This is a genomic window from Collinsella tanakaei, from assembly GCF_021531055.1.
In the GTDB taxonomy this organism is placed as follows: domain Bacteria; phylum Actinomycetota; class Coriobacteriia; order Coriobacteriales; family Coriobacteriaceae; genus Collinsella; species Collinsella tanakaei_B.
The window spans coordinates 17,983-36,177 of the sequence record NZ_JADYTL010000008.1; the positions used below are offsets into that span (position 1 = coordinate 17,983).

13 protein-coding genes are annotated in these 18,195 nt (G+C 65.9%); 7 read left to right on the forward strand and 6 right to left on the reverse strand.

The genetic code is table 11. The features are described 5' to 3' along the window. The first annotated feature begins 45 nt into the window (after positions 1-45). The gene (locus I6E04_RS08185) at positions 46-1,428 is read left to right on the forward strand and encodes an ATP-binding cassette domain-containing protein (RefSeq protein WP_235422703.1); all 1,383 of its coding nucleotides are present in this window, start codon (positions 46-48) and stop codon (positions 1,426-1,428) included. 17 nt (positions 1,429-1,445) lie between these two features. On the opposite strand, the gene I6E04_RS08190 is transcribed toward I6E04_RS08185, so the two are convergent. Continuing rightward, positions 1,446-2,132 carry a class I SAM-dependent methyltransferase gene (locus I6E04_RS08190; RefSeq protein ID WP_235422704.1) on the reverse strand — a complete coding sequence of 229 codons (687 nt, stop codon included), beginning with the start codon at positions 2,130-2,132 and terminating at the stop codon, positions 1,446-1,448. Between the two features lie 477 nt (positions 2,133-2,609). Here I6E04_RS08190 and I6E04_RS08195 point away from each other — a divergent pair, with 477 nt between their 5' ends. Continuing rightward, the gene (locus tag I6E04_RS08195; RefSeq protein WP_235422705.1) at positions 2,610-5,039 is read left to right on the forward strand and encodes a DEAD/DEAH box helicase; all 2,430 of its coding nucleotides are present in this window, start codon (positions 2,610-2,612) and stop codon (positions 5,037-5,039) included. Positions 5,040-5,090: 51 nt separating this feature from the next. Here I6E04_RS08195 and I6E04_RS08200 read toward each other — a convergent pair whose 3' ends face one another. Together I6E04_RS08200 and I6E04_RS08205 are read right to left on the reverse strand one after the other, a co-directional pair. Next, positions 5,091-6,356 carry a CapA family protein gene (locus I6E04_RS08200; RefSeq protein WP_235422706.1) on the reverse strand — a complete coding sequence of 422 codons (1,266 nt, stop codon included), beginning with the start codon at positions 6,354-6,356 and terminating at the stop codon, positions 5,091-5,093. 124 nt (positions 6,357-6,480) lie between these two features. Continuing rightward, positions 6,481-8,544 (reverse strand): FAD-dependent oxidoreductase, encoded by a 2,064-nt coding sequence (locus I6E04_RS08205; protein WP_235422707.1) that lies wholly within the window; start codon positions 8,542-8,544, stop codon positions 6,481-6,483. A gap of 247 nt (positions 8,545-8,791) precedes the next feature. Between I6E04_RS08205 and I6E04_RS08210 the strand changes: the two genes are divergently transcribed. Further along, positions 8,792-9,379 (forward strand): TetR/AcrR family transcriptional regulator, encoded by a 588-nt coding sequence (locus I6E04_RS08210; RefSeq protein ID WP_235422708.1) that lies wholly within the window; start codon positions 8,792-8,794, stop codon positions 9,377-9,379. Between the two features lie 85 nt (positions 9,380-9,464). Here the strand turns inward: I6E04_RS08210 and I6E04_RS08215 are convergent, their stop codons facing one another. The 3 genes from I6E04_RS08215 to I6E04_RS08225 form a co-directional block, all read right to left on the reverse strand. Beyond that, a complete protein-coding gene (locus tag I6E04_RS08215; protein WP_235422709.1) occupies positions 9,465-9,701 on the reverse strand; it encodes a hypothetical protein in 237 nt (78 codons plus the stop codon). Positions 9,702-9,763: 62 nt separating this feature from the next. Then, positions 9,764-10,747 (reverse strand): spermidine synthase, encoded by a 984-nt coding sequence (locus tag I6E04_RS08220; RefSeq protein WP_235422710.1) that lies wholly within the window; start codon positions 10,745-10,747, stop codon positions 9,764-9,766. Next, positions 10,747-12,651 (reverse strand): elongator complex protein 3, encoded by a 1,905-nt coding sequence (locus tag I6E04_RS08225; protein WP_235422711.1) that lies wholly within the window; start codon positions 12,649-12,651, stop codon positions 10,747-10,749. The genes I6E04_RS08220 and I6E04_RS08225 overlap by 1 nt, the downstream gene beginning before the upstream one ends. A 323-nt stretch (positions 12,652-12,974) precedes the next feature. Here I6E04_RS08225 and I6E04_RS08230 point away from each other — a divergent pair, with 323 nt between their 5' ends. From I6E04_RS08230 to I6E04_RS08245, 4 genes are read left to right on the forward strand one after another with little or no spacing between them, the layout of a single operon-like run. After that, positions 12,975-13,754: a methyltransferase domain-containing protein gene (locus I6E04_RS08230; protein ID WP_235422712.1), complete on the forward strand. Its 780-nt coding sequence runs from the start codon at positions 12,975-12,977 to the stop codon at positions 13,752-13,754. After that, positions 13,751-14,521, forward strand: coding sequence for a GNAT family N-acetyltransferase (locus I6E04_RS08235; protein WP_235422713.1), 771 nt, complete (start codon positions 13,751-13,753; stop codon positions 14,519-14,521). The genes I6E04_RS08230 and I6E04_RS08235 overlap by 4 nt, the downstream gene beginning before the upstream one ends. Before the next feature lie 45 nt (positions 14,522-14,566). Continuing rightward, on the forward strand, positions 14,567-15,424 hold the full coding sequence (gene trmB / locus I6E04_RS08240; RefSeq protein WP_235422714.1) for a tRNA (guanine(46)-N(7))-methyltransferase TrmB: 858 nt from the start codon (positions 14,567-14,569) through the stop codon (positions 15,422-15,424). A 25-nt stretch (positions 15,425-15,449) separates the two neighbouring features. Continuing rightward, complete coding sequence (locus tag I6E04_RS08245; RefSeq protein ID WP_235422715.1) at positions 15,450-18,122, forward strand: DEAD/DEAH box helicase; 2,673 nt, start codon at positions 15,450-15,452, stop codon at positions 18,120-18,122. Positions 18,123-18,195 lie beyond the last annotated feature (73 nt).

An 18,195-nucleotide genomic window follows, 5' to 3' on the forward strand; every position in this document is an offset into this window, starting at 1 on the left:
TCCGCCGCCGCATGCAAATGCGCAAGCACCGACCGCGGAAGGGCCATGGGGGAAACCGAACCGACAACCAAGACGCGCCATCGCCTGACCGGAGCGCTCGCCGTCCTGTTCTGGATCGGCGTCTGGCAGGTGGCGAGCATGGCGATCGCCAGCGAGTTCATCCTCGCCGGCCCGATCGATGCCGCCTGCGCGCTCATACGGCTCATCCCTTCATCCGCCTTCTGGGAGCACGTCGGCTTTTCCACCCTGCGCATCGTGGGCGGCACGGTCGCTAGCTACATCCTCGCGATCGCACTCGCGTCTCTCGCATGGAGGAGCCGGGTGGCGCGCACCCTCGTCTCGCCGGCGCTCTCGGCCATCAAAAGCACACCGGTCGCCTGCGTGGTCGTCGTGCTGCTCATCTGGTTCGGCTCGGTGAACGTCAGCGCGATCGCCGTGTTCCTCATGGCGCTGCCCGGCGTCTACTTCTCGGTGCTCAAGGGATTGGACGAACTCGACCGGCACCTCGTCGAGCTGTTCGACCTCTTTCGTGCGCGGACGGTCGTGCGTCTGTGCGCGCTGATATGGCCGGGCGTGATGCCCTACCTCATCGCCGCGAGCGAGACCGTGCTCTCCATGAGTTGGAAGGCCGGTATCGCCGCGGAGCTCATCGGCGTGCCCGACGGCTCCATCGGCGAGCGAATCTATCAGGCAAAGCTTCTGCTCGAAACGGCCGATCTGTTCGCATGGACGATCGTCGTGGTGGCGCTCGCCTGGGTCTTCGAACGCGCGGTGCTCGCGCTCATGCGCGGCAGCTGGCCCGCGCTGGGCAGGTGGGCGGCGCGGCGCGGCGACGCGGCAGATGCGTCCGCCCCTCGGGACACCCACCTTGCAGCCGAGCACCTCGTCGTCGGCCATCAGGGGCGTGCGGCGTGCCCTGCGCTCGACATGGATATGCACGCCGGAGAGGTTCTTTGCCTCATGGGTCCGTCCGGCGCGGGAAAGACGACGTTGCTCGATACGATCTGCGGCTTGCTGGCCCCGCTCGACGGCAACCTTCGCATTCCCACCGACACGCGCTATGCCGCGGTCTTCCAAGACATCCGGCTGGTGGACGAGCTTTCCGCCATCGAGAACGTCCGCCTGTTCGCCACGACGGACACCGACGCGCGCGCGATGCTCGCCGAGCTTTTGCCCGACGATGTACTCGACAAGCCCGTGCGCGAGCTGTCGGGCGGTCAGCGCCGCCGCGTGGAGCTTGCGCGCGCGTTCGCGGCGCCTGCCGACATCGTGGCGCTCGATGAGCCGTTCGGCGGCCTCGACCGCGCGACGCACGAGACGGTCCTCGCGTTCATCGCCCGGCATCGCGACGAGCGCATCCTCATCGTGAGCACGCATGACGAAGGCGATGCTCTGGCGCTCGGGGCTCCGATCCTGCGCATCGGATAGCGCCGCCACACGACCGACTAGCCGCGTCGCGCTGCTTGCTCATGCCGACGCGGGTCGTACCGCCAAATCGTGTAGCTTTGCGGATGCGCGTAGACGCGCACGGTGCGCCCGGACGGCAAGCGGTGATCTTGGATGCTCCCCTGCTTGAGCACCTGCCAGCCGCTCCGTCCCAGATAGGCGTAACGCTCGCCGTTATCCGACATGTGCACGACCGTGACCGCTTGGCGCGCTTGGCGCTCGAGCCGGTCCAAGAAGCGCACGAGCACCGCGGTATCGAAGGGATTGAACAGGTAGAAGTGCGTGTACGGCGCAAGCGACTCGTCCAGCACGCTGCCGCATCTGACCTCGAACCGCGGATACGCCGATGCCCATGAGGCGGCCTCGCGGGCAAGCTCCGGATCGAGCTCGAGGCCCGTCACGCGCGCCGGGCAGCCGACGTCCACGCAGTAGGCGAGCACGCGCCCGAGCGCGCACCCGACGTCGAGCAGGTGCGACTGGACATCGAGGCCCATTGCGGGCAACAGCTCCTCGAGCACGAAGTAGGGCGTCGCGGTGGGGTCGTGGGCGCCTGCCGAGGCGAGCGTCGTCGCCGCGTCGCATGCAAGCGACCTGCCGCAGATCGCCCGGTCGCGTTCCACGTCGGCGGCGAACAAGTCCATCTTGGCGCGGTCCCCCTCCATGGGCGCACGCAGATTTCCAGCCATGACCCTCCCTCCACGTTCCGTCACCCATCGACGGAAAAGGCGCCCTACATATAGAACATATGTTCTATATTGTGCTATCATACCTCCATCGAGCGGGCGGTGCCCTCCAAATCTCGCAGGGAGATGGGAGGGATCCCATGCTCAGGAACCTCACCTGGCTGCTGCTTGCGGCAGCCGTGCTGCTGGCGCACATGACGATTCTGATGCTCATCGTCAGATAGCCGTTTGTGGGTGAGCCCTGAAAACGGGAACAGCCGCCTGGTGCAAGGCGGCTGTTCTGTGCGGGCTTAACCCACAAAACCCAACTTGCAGGGGCTTGAAACCTTCTGCTCGTACTGAGTATACCCTTTTCGCATCCCTGCGTGCGTGGGTATCACGAGGTGGGAAAATGGTGCCTGTCCCTATTTTCCCACCCGGGAAAATAGGGACAGGCACCATTTTCCCATGTGAGAGGTGTAGGACGAAGGGAGGAACGACGTGGGGGTTTTCGACCGATACGCACCGTTCGTGCAGGACTTCATCTACAGCCATGATTGGGAGAGCCTGCGGTCCATCCAGGTGGCCGCGGCCGACGCAATCTTCAACACCGATGAGAACGTCCTGCTCACCGCGCAAACCGCGTCGGGCAAGACCGAAGCGGCGTTCTTCCCTATCCTCACCCTGTTCGACAAGGATCCGCCCGCAAGCGTCGGCGCGCTGTACATCGGTCCGCTGAAGGCGCTCATCAACGACCAGTTCTACCGCCTCAACGACCTGTGTGAGGAAGCCCACATCCCCGTGTGGCACTGGCATGGGGACGTGGCGGCGTCGCACAAGCGCAAACTGCTCAAAGAACCCTCGGGTATCCTGCAGATCACGCCGGAATCGCTCGAGGCGTTGCTGCTCCACAAGCACGCCGCCGTCGGACGGCTGTTCGGCGATCTGCGCTTCGTGGTCATCGACGAGGTGCATTCGCTGCTGCGCGGCGACCGCGGCGGGCAGACGCTCTGCCTGATCGAACGCCTGTCGCGCATGGCGGGCGTCAACCCGCGCCGCGTCGGCCTTTCCGCCACCATCGGCGACCCCGAGCGGACCGGCGCGTTCCTGTCGGCAGGCACCGGGCGCGGTTGCATCATCCCCCGCTTCGAGGAGCCGCGCCGCACCTGGCGGCTGTCGATGGAGCATTTCTACATCACCGGGCCGCAGGCGACCGAACGCGCCCGCCAGGATGCGTCACCGCTCGAAGCCGAGGTGGTGAGCTGTGAGCGACTCGGCGCCGGTGCGCCCTCGCTCGACGATCTGCTCGCCAACGCCCAGAACCCGAGCTCCGACGCCATGCTGGCAAAACGCGACGCAACCGCGCAAGGGGCGTCGGATGCGCAGGGAACCGCTGCCGGATCTCCCGACGAGATCGGCATACCTCCCGTCACGGAGACGGAACTCATGGTGGCCACCGACACCGCCCCCGCCGATGCGGATCCCGGCCTCGGCTACATCTTCGAGCACACGCGCGGCCGCAAGTGCCTCGTGTTCGTCAACTCGCGCGAGGAGGCCGAGGGCGTCTGCACCATCCTGCGCCAGTATTGCGAGGCGAACCACGAGCCCGACCGCTTCCTCATCCACCACGGCAACCTCTCCGCCTCGTACCGCGAGACCGCCGAGGAGATCATGCGCGACGAGGAGCTCGCGCTCACGACCGTCACGACCGCCACCCTCGAGCTGGGCATCGACATCGGCCGCCTCGAGCGGGCGTTCCAGATCGACGCGCCGTTCACCGTCTCGTCGTTCTTGCAGCGCATGGGGCGCACGGGCAGGCGCGACCTACCACCCGAGATGCACTTCGTCATGCGCGAGGAGCAGCCAGAACCGCGCTCGATGCTCCCCGAGACCATCCCGTGGAAACTGCTGCAGGGCATCGCGCTCGTGCAGCTCTACCGCGAGGACAAATGGGTCGAGCCCCCGCAGCTCGACCGCCTCCCCTACAGCCTGCTCTACCACCAGGTCATGGCGACGCTTGCGAGCTGCGGCGAGCTCACGCCGGCGGAACTTGCCGGCCGCGTGCTCACCCTGTCGTACTTCCACCGTGTGAGCCCCGACGACCTGCGCGTCCTGCTGCGCCACCTCATCGAGACCGACCATATCGAGCAGACCGAGGGCGGCGGTCTCATCGTCGGCATCGCCGGCGAACGCATCACCAACTCGTTCAAGTTCTATGCGGTGTTCCAGGAAAACGAGGAGTTCACGGTGCGTTCCGAATCCGCCGAACTCGGTACCATCGTGAACCCGCCGCCCGCCGGTGAGCGCATCGCCATCGCCGGCCACTGCTGGATCGTGGAGGAGGTGGACTGGAAGCGCCATCTGGTCTACTGCACGCAGGTCAAGGGGCGCGTGCCGGCCTACTTCGGCGACTGCCCGGGAGACATCGACACCCATGTGCTCGAGCGCATGCGGCAAGCCCTCACCGAGAGCTGCGGCTACCCCTATCTCATGGCCAACGCGCGGGCCCGCCTGCGCCAAGCGCGTCACGTGGCGGCCAACGCCCACCTTACCGATCGCCCGCTCATCAACCTGGGCGGCGACACGTGGGCACTGCTGCCCTGGCTGGGAAGCTACGCGTTCTTGGCGCTCGAGCGCCTGCTCAAGATCAAGTGCGCAGGAGAGCTCGGACTGAAGGGCCTCGATCCCTCGCGCCCCTACTTCATGCAATTCCGCATGAAGGCCGATGAATCGACGTTCTACCAAGTGGTCTGCGCCGAAGCGCAGGTCGACTTCGATCCGCTCGATTTGGTGTATCCCGGCGAGGTGCCCTACTTCGACAAATACGACGAGATGCTTCCCGCCGAGCTCGTGCGCAAGGGATTCGCCGAGGGCGTGCTGGATATCGAAGGCATGCGGGAGCGCGTGCGCGAATGGGAGGCGTTCATCTGACGGCATCGGACAGGACGGTCGCCTCCGCTCTGTCCGCAAGCCGGCGCGTACCTAAAGCGTTCCGCGCAGGATATACGCATCCGGATCGTACGCCTCGCCGAGCACCTCCGCCACCAGGTCCTCGCAGTACGCCACGCTGAAATCCCCGCAGCCGTCGGAATAGCGCACGACGTTTTGCTCGGCGAGCTCGTCGGTGTACTCGGACAGCAGGTAAACCCCCATCGAATCGTCCCAGGCACGATGGGTCACCAAAGGCGTCATCGAATACTCGACGACGCGCGAGCCCGCCGAGGTCTTCTCGAACGTCAGCTTGGCCATACCGCCGACCATGCGCGGCTTGTCGACTTGGCTGGAGATGTAGTTCCCGAGCGACCAGAACACGGGGACCTGTTTGCCATCTGCCCCTTCCAGCACCTCGACGGGTTGGATGACATGCGGATGCGTCCCGATGATCGCATCGACGCCCGCATCGAGCAGCACGCCCGCCCATTTGAGCTCGGTCGGATGAGGTTCATGAACGTACTCCTCGCCCCAATGGGGGCATGCCACCACGATGTCGGCTCCCGCCTCGCGTGCTCGCTCGACATCGCCGTCGATGTCGCTCGTCTCGAACACGTTCAGGCACCACGTTTTATCGGATGGCGGATACAGCTCGTTGGTGTAGGCGGTGTAGGAAAGGATCGCGACCTTGATGCCGTTGCGCTCGATGATCTTCGGCGTCCGAGCGACCTTCTCGGTGTCGGCGATACCCGGTACGAGCACCTCGGGATGGTGCTCGCGCCAATACTCCACCGTCCAGCAGATCCCCTCGTAGCCGTGGTCGAGCGCATGGTTGGTCGCGGACACGGCGACATCGACGCCCGCTTTGACCTCGGCATCGCCCAGCTCCTGTGGGCTGTTGAAATACGGGAAGTCCTCAAGTCCGTGCTCGGTGCCGCCCAAGATGGTCTCCTGGTTGACCATGGCGATATCGGCATCGGCGAACTCATCGGCCATATGGGTGAAGAGATGGTCGTAGTTATAGGTTCCGTCTTCACGCTCGCCGCTTTGCCATACGCTCCGATGTATGAGCATGTCGCCAACCATCATGAGCGTCGCCGTCTTGACCGGAGCGGCACTGTCGTAGATGGTCGGCACGTCCGATTTGACAGAGGCGCGGTCGGCATCACTGCCAGATGGAGCAAGGCCCTCGAGTGCGCATCCCGGCAGTGCGGCGACCCCGGCAATCAGCGAACAGGCGAAGGCACGACGCGAGACGGACGGCAGCCATCGACGTCCATCATCGCGGTGCGTCTTATCGGCTTGTCCTCGCCCCATCGCGCGGCTCCTTACCCCGGATACAGCTGTCACCATGATAGCAGCCACCGACTTGCGACCGAACGCAAAGCGGGCGCACGCCGGTTGCCGGCGCGCGCCCGCTCACGGGGGCGCCTTGTGTGTCCTACAGGGCGATCGCCGTCTCGTAGGCGGTCCAGATCGCCTCCATGACGTTGGCGGGACGGATCGCATCGCCGATCAGATGCAGGTGCGCGGCGTCGACCGTCTTGGCAAGCTGATCGTACAGCTCCTGGTTGGCCGTGTACCCGACGCAGGCGACGATGTGGTCGGCCGGAATCTTGTGCATGAGCTTTTCGCCCTGCGGGCCGAGCGCGAACATGCGCTTGGCGCGATTCGCGCAGTTGGGATAGTTCTTCTCGGTCTCCTCGACGTAGGCCACGCCGTCCTCGTACTTCTGCACGACGGCGTTCTTGATGACGCGGACGTGATAGTAGTCGAGCAAGTCCATGAGCATGTTGTAGTTGGCCGCCGCCAGACCGAAGGTATTCAGGATCGTCTCGGTCATCTCGACGATGGTGACGTGCTTGCCCTTGCGGCCCAGGTCGTAGGCGATCTCGCAGCCAGTCAAGCCGCCGCCCACGATGACGACGTCGTCGCCCTCGAACTCGTCGTGCGCCGACAGCGTATCGATCGCATAGGTGACGTTCGGACTGTCGAACCCGGGCGTGTCGAGGTGGCGCTCGGTGGCACCGGTCGCCACGTAGACCTCATCGTAGCCCGCGACCGTATCGGCCGTGGCCTCGGTGTTCAGGTGCACGTTCACGCCCAGATCGACCATCTGCTTCTTGTACCACGCGAGCAGTCTGCGGTCGTCCTCCTTGAAGTCGAGCAATGCCGCCCAGACGAAGACGCCGCCCAGCTCGCCGGTCTTCTCGAACAGGTCGACCGTGTGCCCGCGCAGGGCGCTCACGCGCGCGGCCTCCATGCCGCCCAGGCCGCCGCCCACCACGGCGACGCGCCTGACGGTCTCGGCGGGCGTGATGGCCATGCTCTTCTCGCGGCCGCACGCGGGGTTGACCGCGCAGCTGATGTCCTTGTGCTGGAAGATGCGCGACAGGCATCCCTGATGGCAGGAGATGCACGGACGGATGTCGTCGAGCCTACCCTCGCGGAACTTGTTGGCGATCTCGGGGTCGGCGAGCTGCGGGCGACCCATGCCCATCATGTCGATCTTGCCCTCGGCGATGACCTTCTCGGCAAGATCGGGGTCGTCGAAGCGGCCGGCGCACACCACGGGGATGTCCACGACCTCCTTGACCTTCATGACGTCGTCCAGGTTGCACGCCTTGGGCATGTAGACCGGCGGATGCGGCCAGTACCAGGAGTCGTAGGAACCGTTGTCGCAGTTGAGCATGGCGTAGCCGTAGCTCTCGAGCAGGCGCGCCATCTCGAGGCTCTCCTCCAGATCGCGGCCGACCTCGACGAACTTTTCGCCGGGCAGCGCGCCGCGGTTGAAGTCCTTGACGTAGCTGCGCACGCTGTAGCGCAGCGACACGGGGAAGTCGTCGCCGCACTGCTCGTGGATGGCCTCGACAATCTCGCGGGCAAAGCGCAGGCGGTTCTCCAAGCTGCCGCCGTACTCGTCGGTGCGGCGGTTGTAGAACGAGATGGCGAACTGGTCGAGCAGATAGCCCTCGTGCACGGCGTGGATCTCGACGCCGTCACCGCCGGCGCGCTTGACGAGCGACGCCGCCGTGGCGAAGTTGCGCACGTAGGCGTGGATCTCGTCCTTGGTGATGCCGCGGTTGGTGATGGTGGGATCCCATACGTTCTGGATGGGTGCGGGCGCGGGCAACGTATCGGTGGGTGCATCGCCCTCGAACCACGCCGCGCGGCCGGTCATAGCCGTGAGTTGGATGAAGATGCGCGAACCCTGCTCGTGGATGCCGTTGGTGAGGTAGCTGAGCTTCTCGACGTACTCCTCCGGGAAGTTCACCGGGTTCATGCCGGGCAGCGGGATGATGGGCACAAGACCCGTGATGATAAGGCCCGTGCCGCCCTTGGCGCGCTCGATGTAGTAGTCGGCGCCGTCCTTGGTGTAGGCGCCCGTCTTGAGGTCCATGAGACGCGGTGAGAACACGCCCATGGGCATCATGGCGATGCGGTTGGGCACCTCGACGTTGCCGATCTTGATGGGGCTGAACAGGTTCGGATAGTGAGCTGACATAGGGTCTCCCTTTCCATGCGATGGAATCCGATACCTCGCATGGTACCCGCGCGGTGTGCGTGCCTCTCACGTTTACCGAATTCGGTTTGGTAAACGTGAGAAGCATGGCGGGGAGCGGCTGTGCTCGGGCAGGCATCATGCCTTGCGACGCGTTCCCGCCGTCGTTGCGCTAGGATTGAAGCGATCGGTCTGGTGGTGACCATGATCGGTACGTAACGGACCCGGCGCGGTACAGTCAGGAGATGCGATGGCAGAGACCGGCAAGCGGGCGCTTCAGGCGCGCGAGACCAAGCGCGCGATCTTCAAATGCGCGCTCAACCTGTTTGCGGAGCACCCCTACGAGCAGGTATCGGTCAAGGACATCTGCGATGCGGCGGGAGTTTCCGTCGGAGCGTTCTACCACCACTTCGAGGGCAAGGATAACCTGCTCGACGAGGGTTATCGCGTGTTTGACCAACAGCTCGAGCAAGATTGGGACGCGCGCCAAACGGCGGGAGCCCTCGAGGACATCCATTTTCTCATCGATCATCAGATGCGCTCCATGGAGGCCATGGGCGGATTCGCCGCGGCGCAGTACTTTAAGAACCAGCTCTCGGTCGACCACAGCTACATGCTCGACGCGCACCGCGTGCTGAACATCAAGCTGATCGAGTCGCTGCGGCGCGCCATCGGGGACGGCGTGCTTGCCGGCGACCCCGACACGATCGCCGAGGAGATCCTCTGCGTGACCCGCGGCATCATCTACGACTGGAACCTGCACGGCCACGACTACGACCTCGTTACCCGCGGACGGCACCTGGTGGATATCCTGCTGGAGCATTATCGGGTGGGGTGACGAAGGCGACACGGAACCAGCGCGTCCGAAAGATGGATGTCGACTGGGCCCGCGGTGGGCAATGAACGCTCGGATCAGGATGCGGCTACAAGCTATAGCGCGCCTTCACATCCGCGATAAAGGAGTCCCCGTCGACGTACTCGCCCGCGTCGTACGCTTTCTCCGCATCGTCGAGTTTGGCGAGAAGGCGCTCCTTCAACAGAGCGCGAACTTCTTCGATGCCAAGCGTTCGCTCGCCGGCACGTCTGCGCGCCTCGGCCTCGAGAACTGCTCTGCGCTGTTCCAAATCGCAGCAACAAGTTTCGAGCGCTTCGACTTCCATGTTTGCCGAATCCCCAACACCATGGTGAGGACGCTTGTCGGGCTGTCCTACGAATCCGTTCATCAATCCTCCAGCACCTCGCCCAAGAACTCCCGGTCAAACGGAACGGCATCGGGCCAGGCGTACGCGGCGTCCGAGGCGACCACCAGGTAGTTGTCCTCGCCGGCGAAAAGCTCCTCGGTCACCGGCAGAACCCACGCGTACGCGAACACCGCGGAGAGCGTGGCCACGACGTCGCGCAGAAACGTCACGTCGGTCCCCTCCCCGCGCGAGACGACGTTGGTGATGTAGATGCCGCCCGGCGTCAGGCACGCGCGCGCGGCACGCATCGCCTCGATCGTGGCGAGGCCGCGTACGGGTTCCGCGCCCGAGAAGGTGTCGTTGACGATGAGGTCGTACGTCGTCCCCTCGGCAGCACCGCGCTCGAGCGTCACCCGCCCGTCATCGCACACGAGCTGCAGGCGTGCGCCCACGATGTGCTCGAGCTCGTCGAGGAAGAACAGGCGCCGCGCTAGGCTCGTCACCTCCGGGTCGATCTCCACGACGGTCATCGCAAGATCCGGATGCTCGGTCAGAGCGTACTTCGGCCATGCGTACCCACCGCCACCGAGTGCGAGCACGCGCGAGATACCGTGACCCGAGGCCGCGCGCATCGCATCCTCGACATCGAAGACGACGCTGAAACCCCGCTGATAGGCAAAGACCGGCTCGAAGCGGCGCTCGTCGAGGTAGGTCGCCGACTGGTACACGCCACGCGTGCGCAGGATGCGAGCCAGGGAGCCGTCAGCCAACCGCCGCGTACGGACGAACGCGAACCCGCCCGCCGTGTGCGCGACATGAGGATCGAAGCGCAGGTACACGATCGCGATAACCGACGAGAGCGCGAACAGCAGCGCCATGGCCCATGCCGCCGCCCCGCTCATGCCGCCCACCGTGAACGCGATCGCGATGAAGAGGATCACCACGACGTCGACGACCTCGGTCGGAAGGCCGCCGCCCGCGCGGCGCCGCTCGGATACCTCGCGCTGCGAGATCTGTCTGCCCATTACAGCTCCCTTTGCTGGTAAAGCCCGTGGTCTGCAAACCCAAGATGCCTGTAGTATTCCCGCGTGCCCACCGCGCTGATCACGTTGATGCGCCGATAGCCCGCATCCTGTGCCAGAGAACATGCGCGCTCGATCAGGCGCTTGCCGAGTCCCAGGTGCTGGGCGGCGCGACCGTCGGCGCCAACGCGCGTCGCCATGCCGTAGACGTGCACCTCGCGGATCATCGCCTCGCCCGCAGCCACGGGAAGCTCGGCGGCATGAGCTTCGACGTAGGCTTGCTCGGGCAGCGAGAGACGCAGGAACCCAGCGATGCGACCGTCCGCGCACACCCACTGCAGGAAATGCTCCGTCGTGTTTTCCGTCTTGTACGAGACGGTGTCCAAACGCAGGTCGTTCACGTCGACCGTCCGCATGCCGATCTCGCGGAAGCGGATTTCCTGCACGTCGGGATGGACCGGGGCGCCATCGTCGGTGCGCGACGAGAGCCGCGCTTCGACGAGCTGGCGCAGGTTAGGCTTCTTGTTGCCCGCCACGATGTCGTCGGAGGAGAAGTCGCGGATCATGCGGGAGATACGGCAGAACGCCGGCGTCGCGAGCACATCCTCGACGAGCACATCGAGCAATTCCTCCTCGGAATAGGGTACCCACAAGCCGTCGCGATACCGCTCGGCCAGGCGCGCGCTACCGATCAGCGCGCAGGGGTAGAGCTTCACCTCGTCAGGCTGGTACGCCGGGTCGCGCATCAGACGCGCGTAGTCGCGCTTGTCGTCGGCCGGCGTCGCGCCGAGCAGGTTGGCCATCGCGTGCGCGTGGATCTTGAACCCGAAGGCGCGCAGCAGCGCGAACGCCTCGGCGATACGTTCGATGGAGATCCCGCGCTCGTTGATATCCAAGATGCGCTGGTCGGTACTTTGCACGCCCATCTGGATCTTGGTCGCGCCCAGCCGGCGGATGAGCGTGAGCGTCTCGGGCGTGATGGCGTCCGGGCGCGTCTCCACAACCAGGCCGACGACGCGATGGCGAGCGGTCTCGTTGATGCGTTGCTGGCGCTCCAGCTCCTCGAGGGTCGCCGTCTGGGCGGATGCCGCCCGCTGCCACGCCCCGCTGTGCCCGTACAGTTGCGCAACCGCCCGGTTGTAGCTGCACGAACCGGCATCGACCGCAGCCTGGGCCTCGGCAGATGCCGCCGCGAGCCCGTGCTCGTCGGCCGTGATACCACAGGAGCGATACCACGCGCGACGCTCGACGACCCCCGCCGGCACGTCGGAGGAGCTCGCGAGCACAGCCCCCTTGTCCTCGCCGGGCGCGGCAAGCATGGGATTTGCCGCCACGCCGGAGATGGCGTCGTCGTTCAAGGCGCGGAACAGCTCGGTCACGAACCATATCTGGTAGTCGCGCGGATAGTCGCTCCACGTGCCGCCCAGGATGATGAGCTCGATCTTGTCGGTGGCGTGCCCCATCTGCGAAAGCGCGGTCAGACGGGTCGACACCTGCAGGTAGGGGTCGAAGCAGTTCTGCTCCGCGCGGGCGCAGGCCGGCTCATCGTGCAGGTAGCTTTTGGGCATGCGCACGTCGTTGGGGCAGTACAGGCAATCGCTGCCGCACGGCCAGGGCTTGGTGATGACCGTGATGGTCGCCACGCCCGAGGCGGAACGGCGCGGCTTCATACGGATGGCGCGCAGCAGGGCGCGCTCCAGCTCCGGCGTCACGTTCCAGCTGCGCCAACGCTCGGGCTCCTCGCGCTTGACGCGCTGGTAGAACGGCAGCAACCGGCGCTTGGCGAAGGCGCGCTTGTCGCCGCCGGTGCGCTTGGCCTGCGCATGCACGAGCTTGACGAGCACGGCGTCGTCGACCGTCTCGCCGCGGCGTAGCATCTCGAGTATGTTCACGATGATGTCTTCCATGTAGCGCATTGTACTATGGCGCAGGCGGCAGGACGGCAGCGGGCGGCACGACAGGACCCGTAAAACGGCCAAACAGGCCAGCGCGGGCCCCTGTTGCGCTTGGCAGAAGCCGACATCGCGTTTACGGTTCGGTTTTAGGCGGCACCTCCGAGTATCCGGAAATGCGGCAATGCGCTTACCAGCATGTTTTCCGGACGAAAGGAAGGGTCTACTCGACCAACCCCTTTCAAACCGAACCCTAAACGGGGGTATGGTCCAAGACGCTACAATGAAGCGAAAACCGACTGGCCGAACGGCCCGCATCGTGCCCGAAAGGAGGCGCCGTGGACGCACAGCTCGCCCGCGAGCTCATCGCATGCAACAACGAGTTCTACCGGCACCACGCCGCATCGTTCTCGGCCACCCGCCAGGCACCCTGGCAGGGCTGGGCGCGCGTTGTCGAAGCGGCGCGGGCGCTCACCGAGCCGTCCGACACCCTTCGTGTGCTCGATGTCGCCTGTGGCAACCTGCGTTTCGAGCGATTCCTCGCCGAGCAGATGCCCGCAACCGAGCTCTCGTGTCTTGCCGTGGACGACACACCCGAGCTCGCCGACGACGCATCCGCGATCCGCGGCGTCCGCACGCGCACCGTCGATGTGCTCGAGGCGCTGCTCGACGGGCGCGATCCGCTCGACGGTGCCGGGACGTTCGACCTAACGGCCTGCTTTGGCTTTTTGCATCATGTGCCGGGCGGGAATCTCCGCCGCGCATTGCTCGACACCCTTGTGCGCCACACCTGCGCCGACGGCATCATCGCGCTTTCCCTCTGGCAGTTCATGGACGACCCGCGCCTGGCGCGCAAAGCGCGTGCTGCCGAAGAAGCGATGCGCGAGCAGGGCTTTCCCGTCGACGCACTCGACGCGGACGACCATTTCCTCGGCTGGCAGGACAGCATCCAGCCCGTCCGCTACTGCCATCATTTCAGCGAGACGGAAATCGATGCGCTTTCGGCCCACCTCTCCCAGCGCGGCGCCCGCGAAATCGACCGCTTCTCGGCGGACGGCCGCTCCGGCACGCTCAACCGCTACCTTATCTGCCGGATAGAAGATCCAAGTCGCCTATGATTGCACGTCTCACCGACCCTGCAACCGCCAGTTCCCTGTTCGATGGCTGGAACGAAACCGTAATATGGTCCTGCCTCCAAGGAATCATGGGATGCGTGCTCGCCGACGATCCGACACGGCCACAATCCGCCGCGGCCGTTCTTGGCGACTTCGCCTTTCTCGCTGGAGCCGCGAATCCTGAGCTCATCCGCACCGTCCGCTCACACGGCGAACCCCGCCCCTTGATCCTCGTTCCCCGCGATGCGGCATGGTCCGCGTGCATCGAAGCGGAAATTAAAGGCAACGCCACGCGCATCACCCGGTTTGCCACACGCAAGGATCCGGCGGACCTCGATCGCACCCGCCTGCTCGACCTTGCGCGCGACATCCCTCACGGCATCGTGCTCTCCCCCATCGACGCGCATCTGCATCGGGCATGCGCCGGTGCCGACTGGAGCTGTGACCTCGTGTCGCAGTTTCCCAAGTACGAGGACTTTCAGCACCTCGCCCTGGGTATCGTCGCGGTCGAGAGCGGCGTGCCGGTGGCAGGCGCCTCAACCTACGCACGCTTTCGCGACGGCATCGAAATCGAGGCCGACACGCACCCCGACAGACGACGCCAGGGTCTCGCGCGGGCATGTGCCGCCGCGCTCATCGTCGCCGCGCTGGATCAGGGTCTCTACCCGAGCTGGGACGCCCACACGCGCGCGTCCCTCGCATTGGCCGAGCAGCTCGGATATCGCTTCGACTATGCATACGACGCGTATCTTGTCAGCTCAAGCCGTTAATCGTATACAATCCACGAGCACGAACATCCGATAGCAGGGAACGCCATGGGCCTCACGCATATCCGCACGCCGAAGAACTTCGACCTCGACGAGCGCATCGAGCGCTACGCCGACGCCATCGAACGCAACGCACCCGCCTATGCCGGACGCTGGGCCGAGGCGTGCTGGCAGCTCGATACGGACGCCGCCTGCGGCACCGGCTTTACGCGCGTCCACCTCGACTTGGGCTGCGGCAAGGGTACGTTCATCGCGCAGTGTGCGCGTCGCGATCCCGACACGCTGTTCATCGGCATGGACGTCGAACCCATCTGCATCGCCTACGCCGCACAGCGCATCGTCGAAGAGGGCCTGCGAAACGCCGTCGTCGTGCCGCTCGGGGCACAGGCGCTGCCGCGCATCTTCGGCACGGGCGAGCTCGCGGCCATCACGCTCAACTTCCCCACGCCCCACCCCAAGCGCCACCACGCCGCCAAGCGCTTGGTGAACGTCGACCACCTGCTGCTCTACCGTCCCCTGCTCGCGGCGTCAGGCACCGTGACGCTGCGCACCGACAGCCTGCCGCTCTGGGAGTATGCCAAGGGCCAGTTCGACGCCGCCGGCTACGATACACAGTGGGTGTCGGCGGACGTCCGCCACGAGCACCCCGGCTTTCCCGAAACCGAGTACGAGCAGCGCCTGACCGAGCGCGGCGCCGCCGTGTACGGCATCTGCGCCACGCCGGGGCAAGAGCCCGACGAGACGCGCATCGAGGCGGGACGTGCCGCCGAGCAGAGCCTGATGTGCTACCTGCCCGACGACCTGTCGTCCCTCGACTACGTGCCCCTCGGCATGGAGGCGGCCGTCGAGAACTTCCGCAACCGCGAGCGCAAGGGCAAGGCGCGTATCCCCGGATCGCGCAGCTAGGACATAAAGCCCACGATAGGCCATAATGGGGAGCGGAAACGACAAGACGAGGAGCGTACCCAACGTGACGCAGACACACACCGCACCCATCACCGCATCCGCCAGCTCGTTTGCCGGCGGCACCGGCGAGCTCCAGACGGGCTCGCTCGGAGCCCTCGTCCCCTGCTGGTGGGAGCCCGAGGACGGCAGCGAGCCTGAGCCGTGGCTCACGCCCGACCAGGCCTTCGAGCGCTTCTTCGTATGGGCGGCCGATCAGGGCATCGAGCTGTGGGCGCATCAGGAGGAGGCCCTCATGGACCTCGCCGCCGGCGACCACGTGATCTTGGGCACGCCGACCGGCTCGGGCAAGTCGCTCGTCGCGCTCGGCATGCTGTACATGGCCATCGCGCAGGGCAAACGCGCCTACTACACCGCGCCGATCAAGGCGCTCGTCTCCGAGAAGTTCTTCGACCTGGTCGAGGTGCTCGGCCGCGACAACGTGGGCATGATCACCGGCGACACGCACATCAACACCGCCGCGCCCGTCATCTGCTGCACGGCCGAGATCCTCGCCAACCAGGCCCTGCGCGAAGGCGAGGACTCCGACGTGGGCAGCGTCGCGATGGACGAGTTCCACTACTTCGCCGACCCCGACCGCGGTTGGGCGTGGCAGGTCCCCCTGCTCACCCTGCCGCACGCGCAGTTCATGCTCATGAGCGCCACGCTCGGAGACGTCACCCAGATCGCGGAGGCCCTGCGCGAGCGCACGGGCGCCGAGGTCGACGTCGTCGCCGACGCGCCGCGCCCGGTGCCGCTGTCCTACGAATACGTCAAGACCTCCCTCGAGGGCACCGTGGAGCTCGCATTGCGCCGCGGCGAGGCCCCGCTCTACATCGTCCACTTCTCGCAGGATGCGGCGCTTTCCACGGCAAGCTCGCTGGCGAACTTCGGCGTGGCGAGCAAGGAGCAGCGCGAGGCCATCAAGGAGGCGGCGAAGGGCACCCGCTTCACCACCGCCTTCGGCAAGATCTTGAAGCGCCTGCTCTCGTGCGGTGTGGGCGTGCACCACGCCGGCATGCTGCCGCGCTACCGCCTGCTCGTCGAGAAGCTCGCCCAGCAGGGCCTGCTGCCCGTCATCTGCGGCACCGACACGCTCGGCGTCGGCATCAACGTGCCCATCCACACCGTCGTGCTCACCGCGCTCACCAAGTTCGACGGCCATCGCATGCGCCGCCTGCGCGCCCGCGAGTTCCACCAGATCGCGGGACGTGCCGGCCGCGCGGGCTTCGACACCGAGGGCTGCGTCATCGCCGAGGCACCGGAGCACGAGATCGAGAACGCCAAGCTCGTCGCCAAGGCCGGCGACGACCCCAAGAAGCTGCGCAAGCTCAAGAAGAAAAAGCCGCCCGAGGGCTTCGTCACCTGGAACGAGGGCACCTTCACCAAGCTCATCGAGACGGCGCCCGAGACCCTCAAGCCGCGGTTGCGCATCACACACTCCATGGTGCTCGCCCAGGTGGAACAAGGCGGGGATGCACGTGCCCACGTGGGCGAACTGATCGAGCGCTCCCTGCAGACGCCCGAGGAAAAGCTCGCGCTCGCCACCCGAGCCGACGAGATCTTCGCCACCCTCATCGACAGCGGGGTCGTCGTGCGCGATGAGCTCGAGGACGGCACGCCCGACTACGCGCTCACCGTCGACCTGCCCGACGACTTCGCCTTGGACCAGCCGCTCTCGCCGTTCCTGCTCGCCGCGCTCGAGCTGCTCGATCCGGACAGCGAGACCTACACCTACGACCTGATCTCCATGGTGGAGGCCACGCTCGAGGACCCCAAGCAGGTGCTCCGAGCCCAGGAGCGCGCCGCGCGCGACCGCGCCATGGCCGAGATGAAGGCCGATGGCATCGATTACGAGGAGCGCCTGGAGAAGATCGCCGACGTCACCTACCCCAAGCCGCTCGAGGATCTGCTCGATACCGCCTTTGCCGAGTACTGCACGAAGGTCCCCTGGGCCGCCGACTACGCGCTGTCGCCCAAGTCGGTCCTGCGCGACATGCTCGAGAGCGCCGCGGACTTCAAGGGCTATATCCAAAAGCTGGGCATCGCCCGCTCGGAGGGCATCCTGCTGCGCTACCTTGCCGAGGCGTTCCGCTCGCTCGATCGCACCGTGCCGCTCGAGAAGCGCAACGAGCAGCTCTCGGACATCATCTCATGGCTCGGCTTCATGGTCCGCTCCGTGGACTCGAGCCTCGTGGACGAATGGGAGGCCGCCGGCGACCCCGCCGCGCTGGACGTCGCGCCGCCCACCGCGGCCGACGCCGTGGTGGCCGATCGCCGCGGCTGCACCCTGCTCGTGCGCAACGCCCTGTTCCGTCGCGTGCGTCTGGCTGCCGAGGGCAAGACCGACGAGCTCGGCGCGCTCGACGGCGACTGGGGCATGACCGAGATGCGCTGGGCGCGGGCACTCGAGGCCTACCATGCCGAGCATGAGGAGATCCTGCTCGACGCCGACGCGCGCTCGGCGGCCTTCCTCTCGATCGACGAAGCCGATGAGCAGGCGGAGCATGTCTGGCACGTCCACCAGATCTTCTCGGACGAACAGGGCGACCACGACTTCGGCATCATGGCCGACGTCGACCTCGATGCCACCGCCGAGGAGGGCGAGGCGGTGTTTTGCAACTACCGCGTGGGATTTATCGAGGACCTGCTGGACTCGTAGGTACTCGTCGCCCCGCGCGGGTGGGGATCTGCCGAACGCGTCCGCCCTGCTGGTAGCACGTGCCAGCAGGGCG

Coding starts and splice junctions, on each gene's coding strand:
- I6E04_RS08185 (WP_235422703.1), top strand. CDS start 46: ATGGGGGAAACCGAACCGACAACCAAGACGCGCCATCGCCTGACCGGA.
- I6E04_RS08190 (WP_235422704.1), bottom strand. CDS start 2,132: ATGGCTGGAAATCTGCGTGCGCCCATGGAGGGGGACCGCGCCAAGATG.
- I6E04_RS08200 (WP_235422706.1), bottom strand. CDS start 6,356: ATGGGGCGAGGACAAGCCGATAAGACGCACCGCGATGATGGACGTCGA.
- I6E04_RS08205 (WP_235422707.1), bottom strand. CDS start 8,544: ATGTCAGCTCACTATCCGAACCTGTTCAGCCCCATCAAGATCGGCAAC.
- I6E04_RS08210 (WP_235422708.1), top strand. CDS start 8,792: ATGGCAGAGACCGGCAAGCGGGCGCTTCAGGCGCGCGAGACCAAGCGC.
- I6E04_RS08215 (WP_235422709.1), bottom strand. CDS start 9,701: ATGGAAGTCGAAGCGCTCGAAACTTGTTGCTGCGATTTGGAACAGCGC.
- I6E04_RS08220 (WP_235422710.1), bottom strand. CDS start 10,747: ATGGGCAGACAGATCTCGCAGCGCGAGGTATCCGAGCGGCGCCGCGCG.
- I6E04_RS08225 (WP_235422711.1), bottom strand. CDS start 12,651: ATGGAAGACATCATCGTGAACATACTCGAGATGCTACGCCGCGGCGAG.
- I6E04_RS08235 (WP_235422713.1), top strand. CDS start 13,751: ATGATTGCACGTCTCACCGACCCTGCAACCGCCAGTTCCCTGTTCGAT.
- trmB (WP_235422714.1), top strand. CDS start 14,567: ATGGGCCTCACGCATATCCGCACGCCGAAGAACTTCGACCTCGACGAG.
- I6E04_RS08245 (WP_235422715.1), top strand. CDS start 15,450: ATGGGGAGCGGAAACGACAAGACGAGGAGCGTACCCAACGTGACGCAG.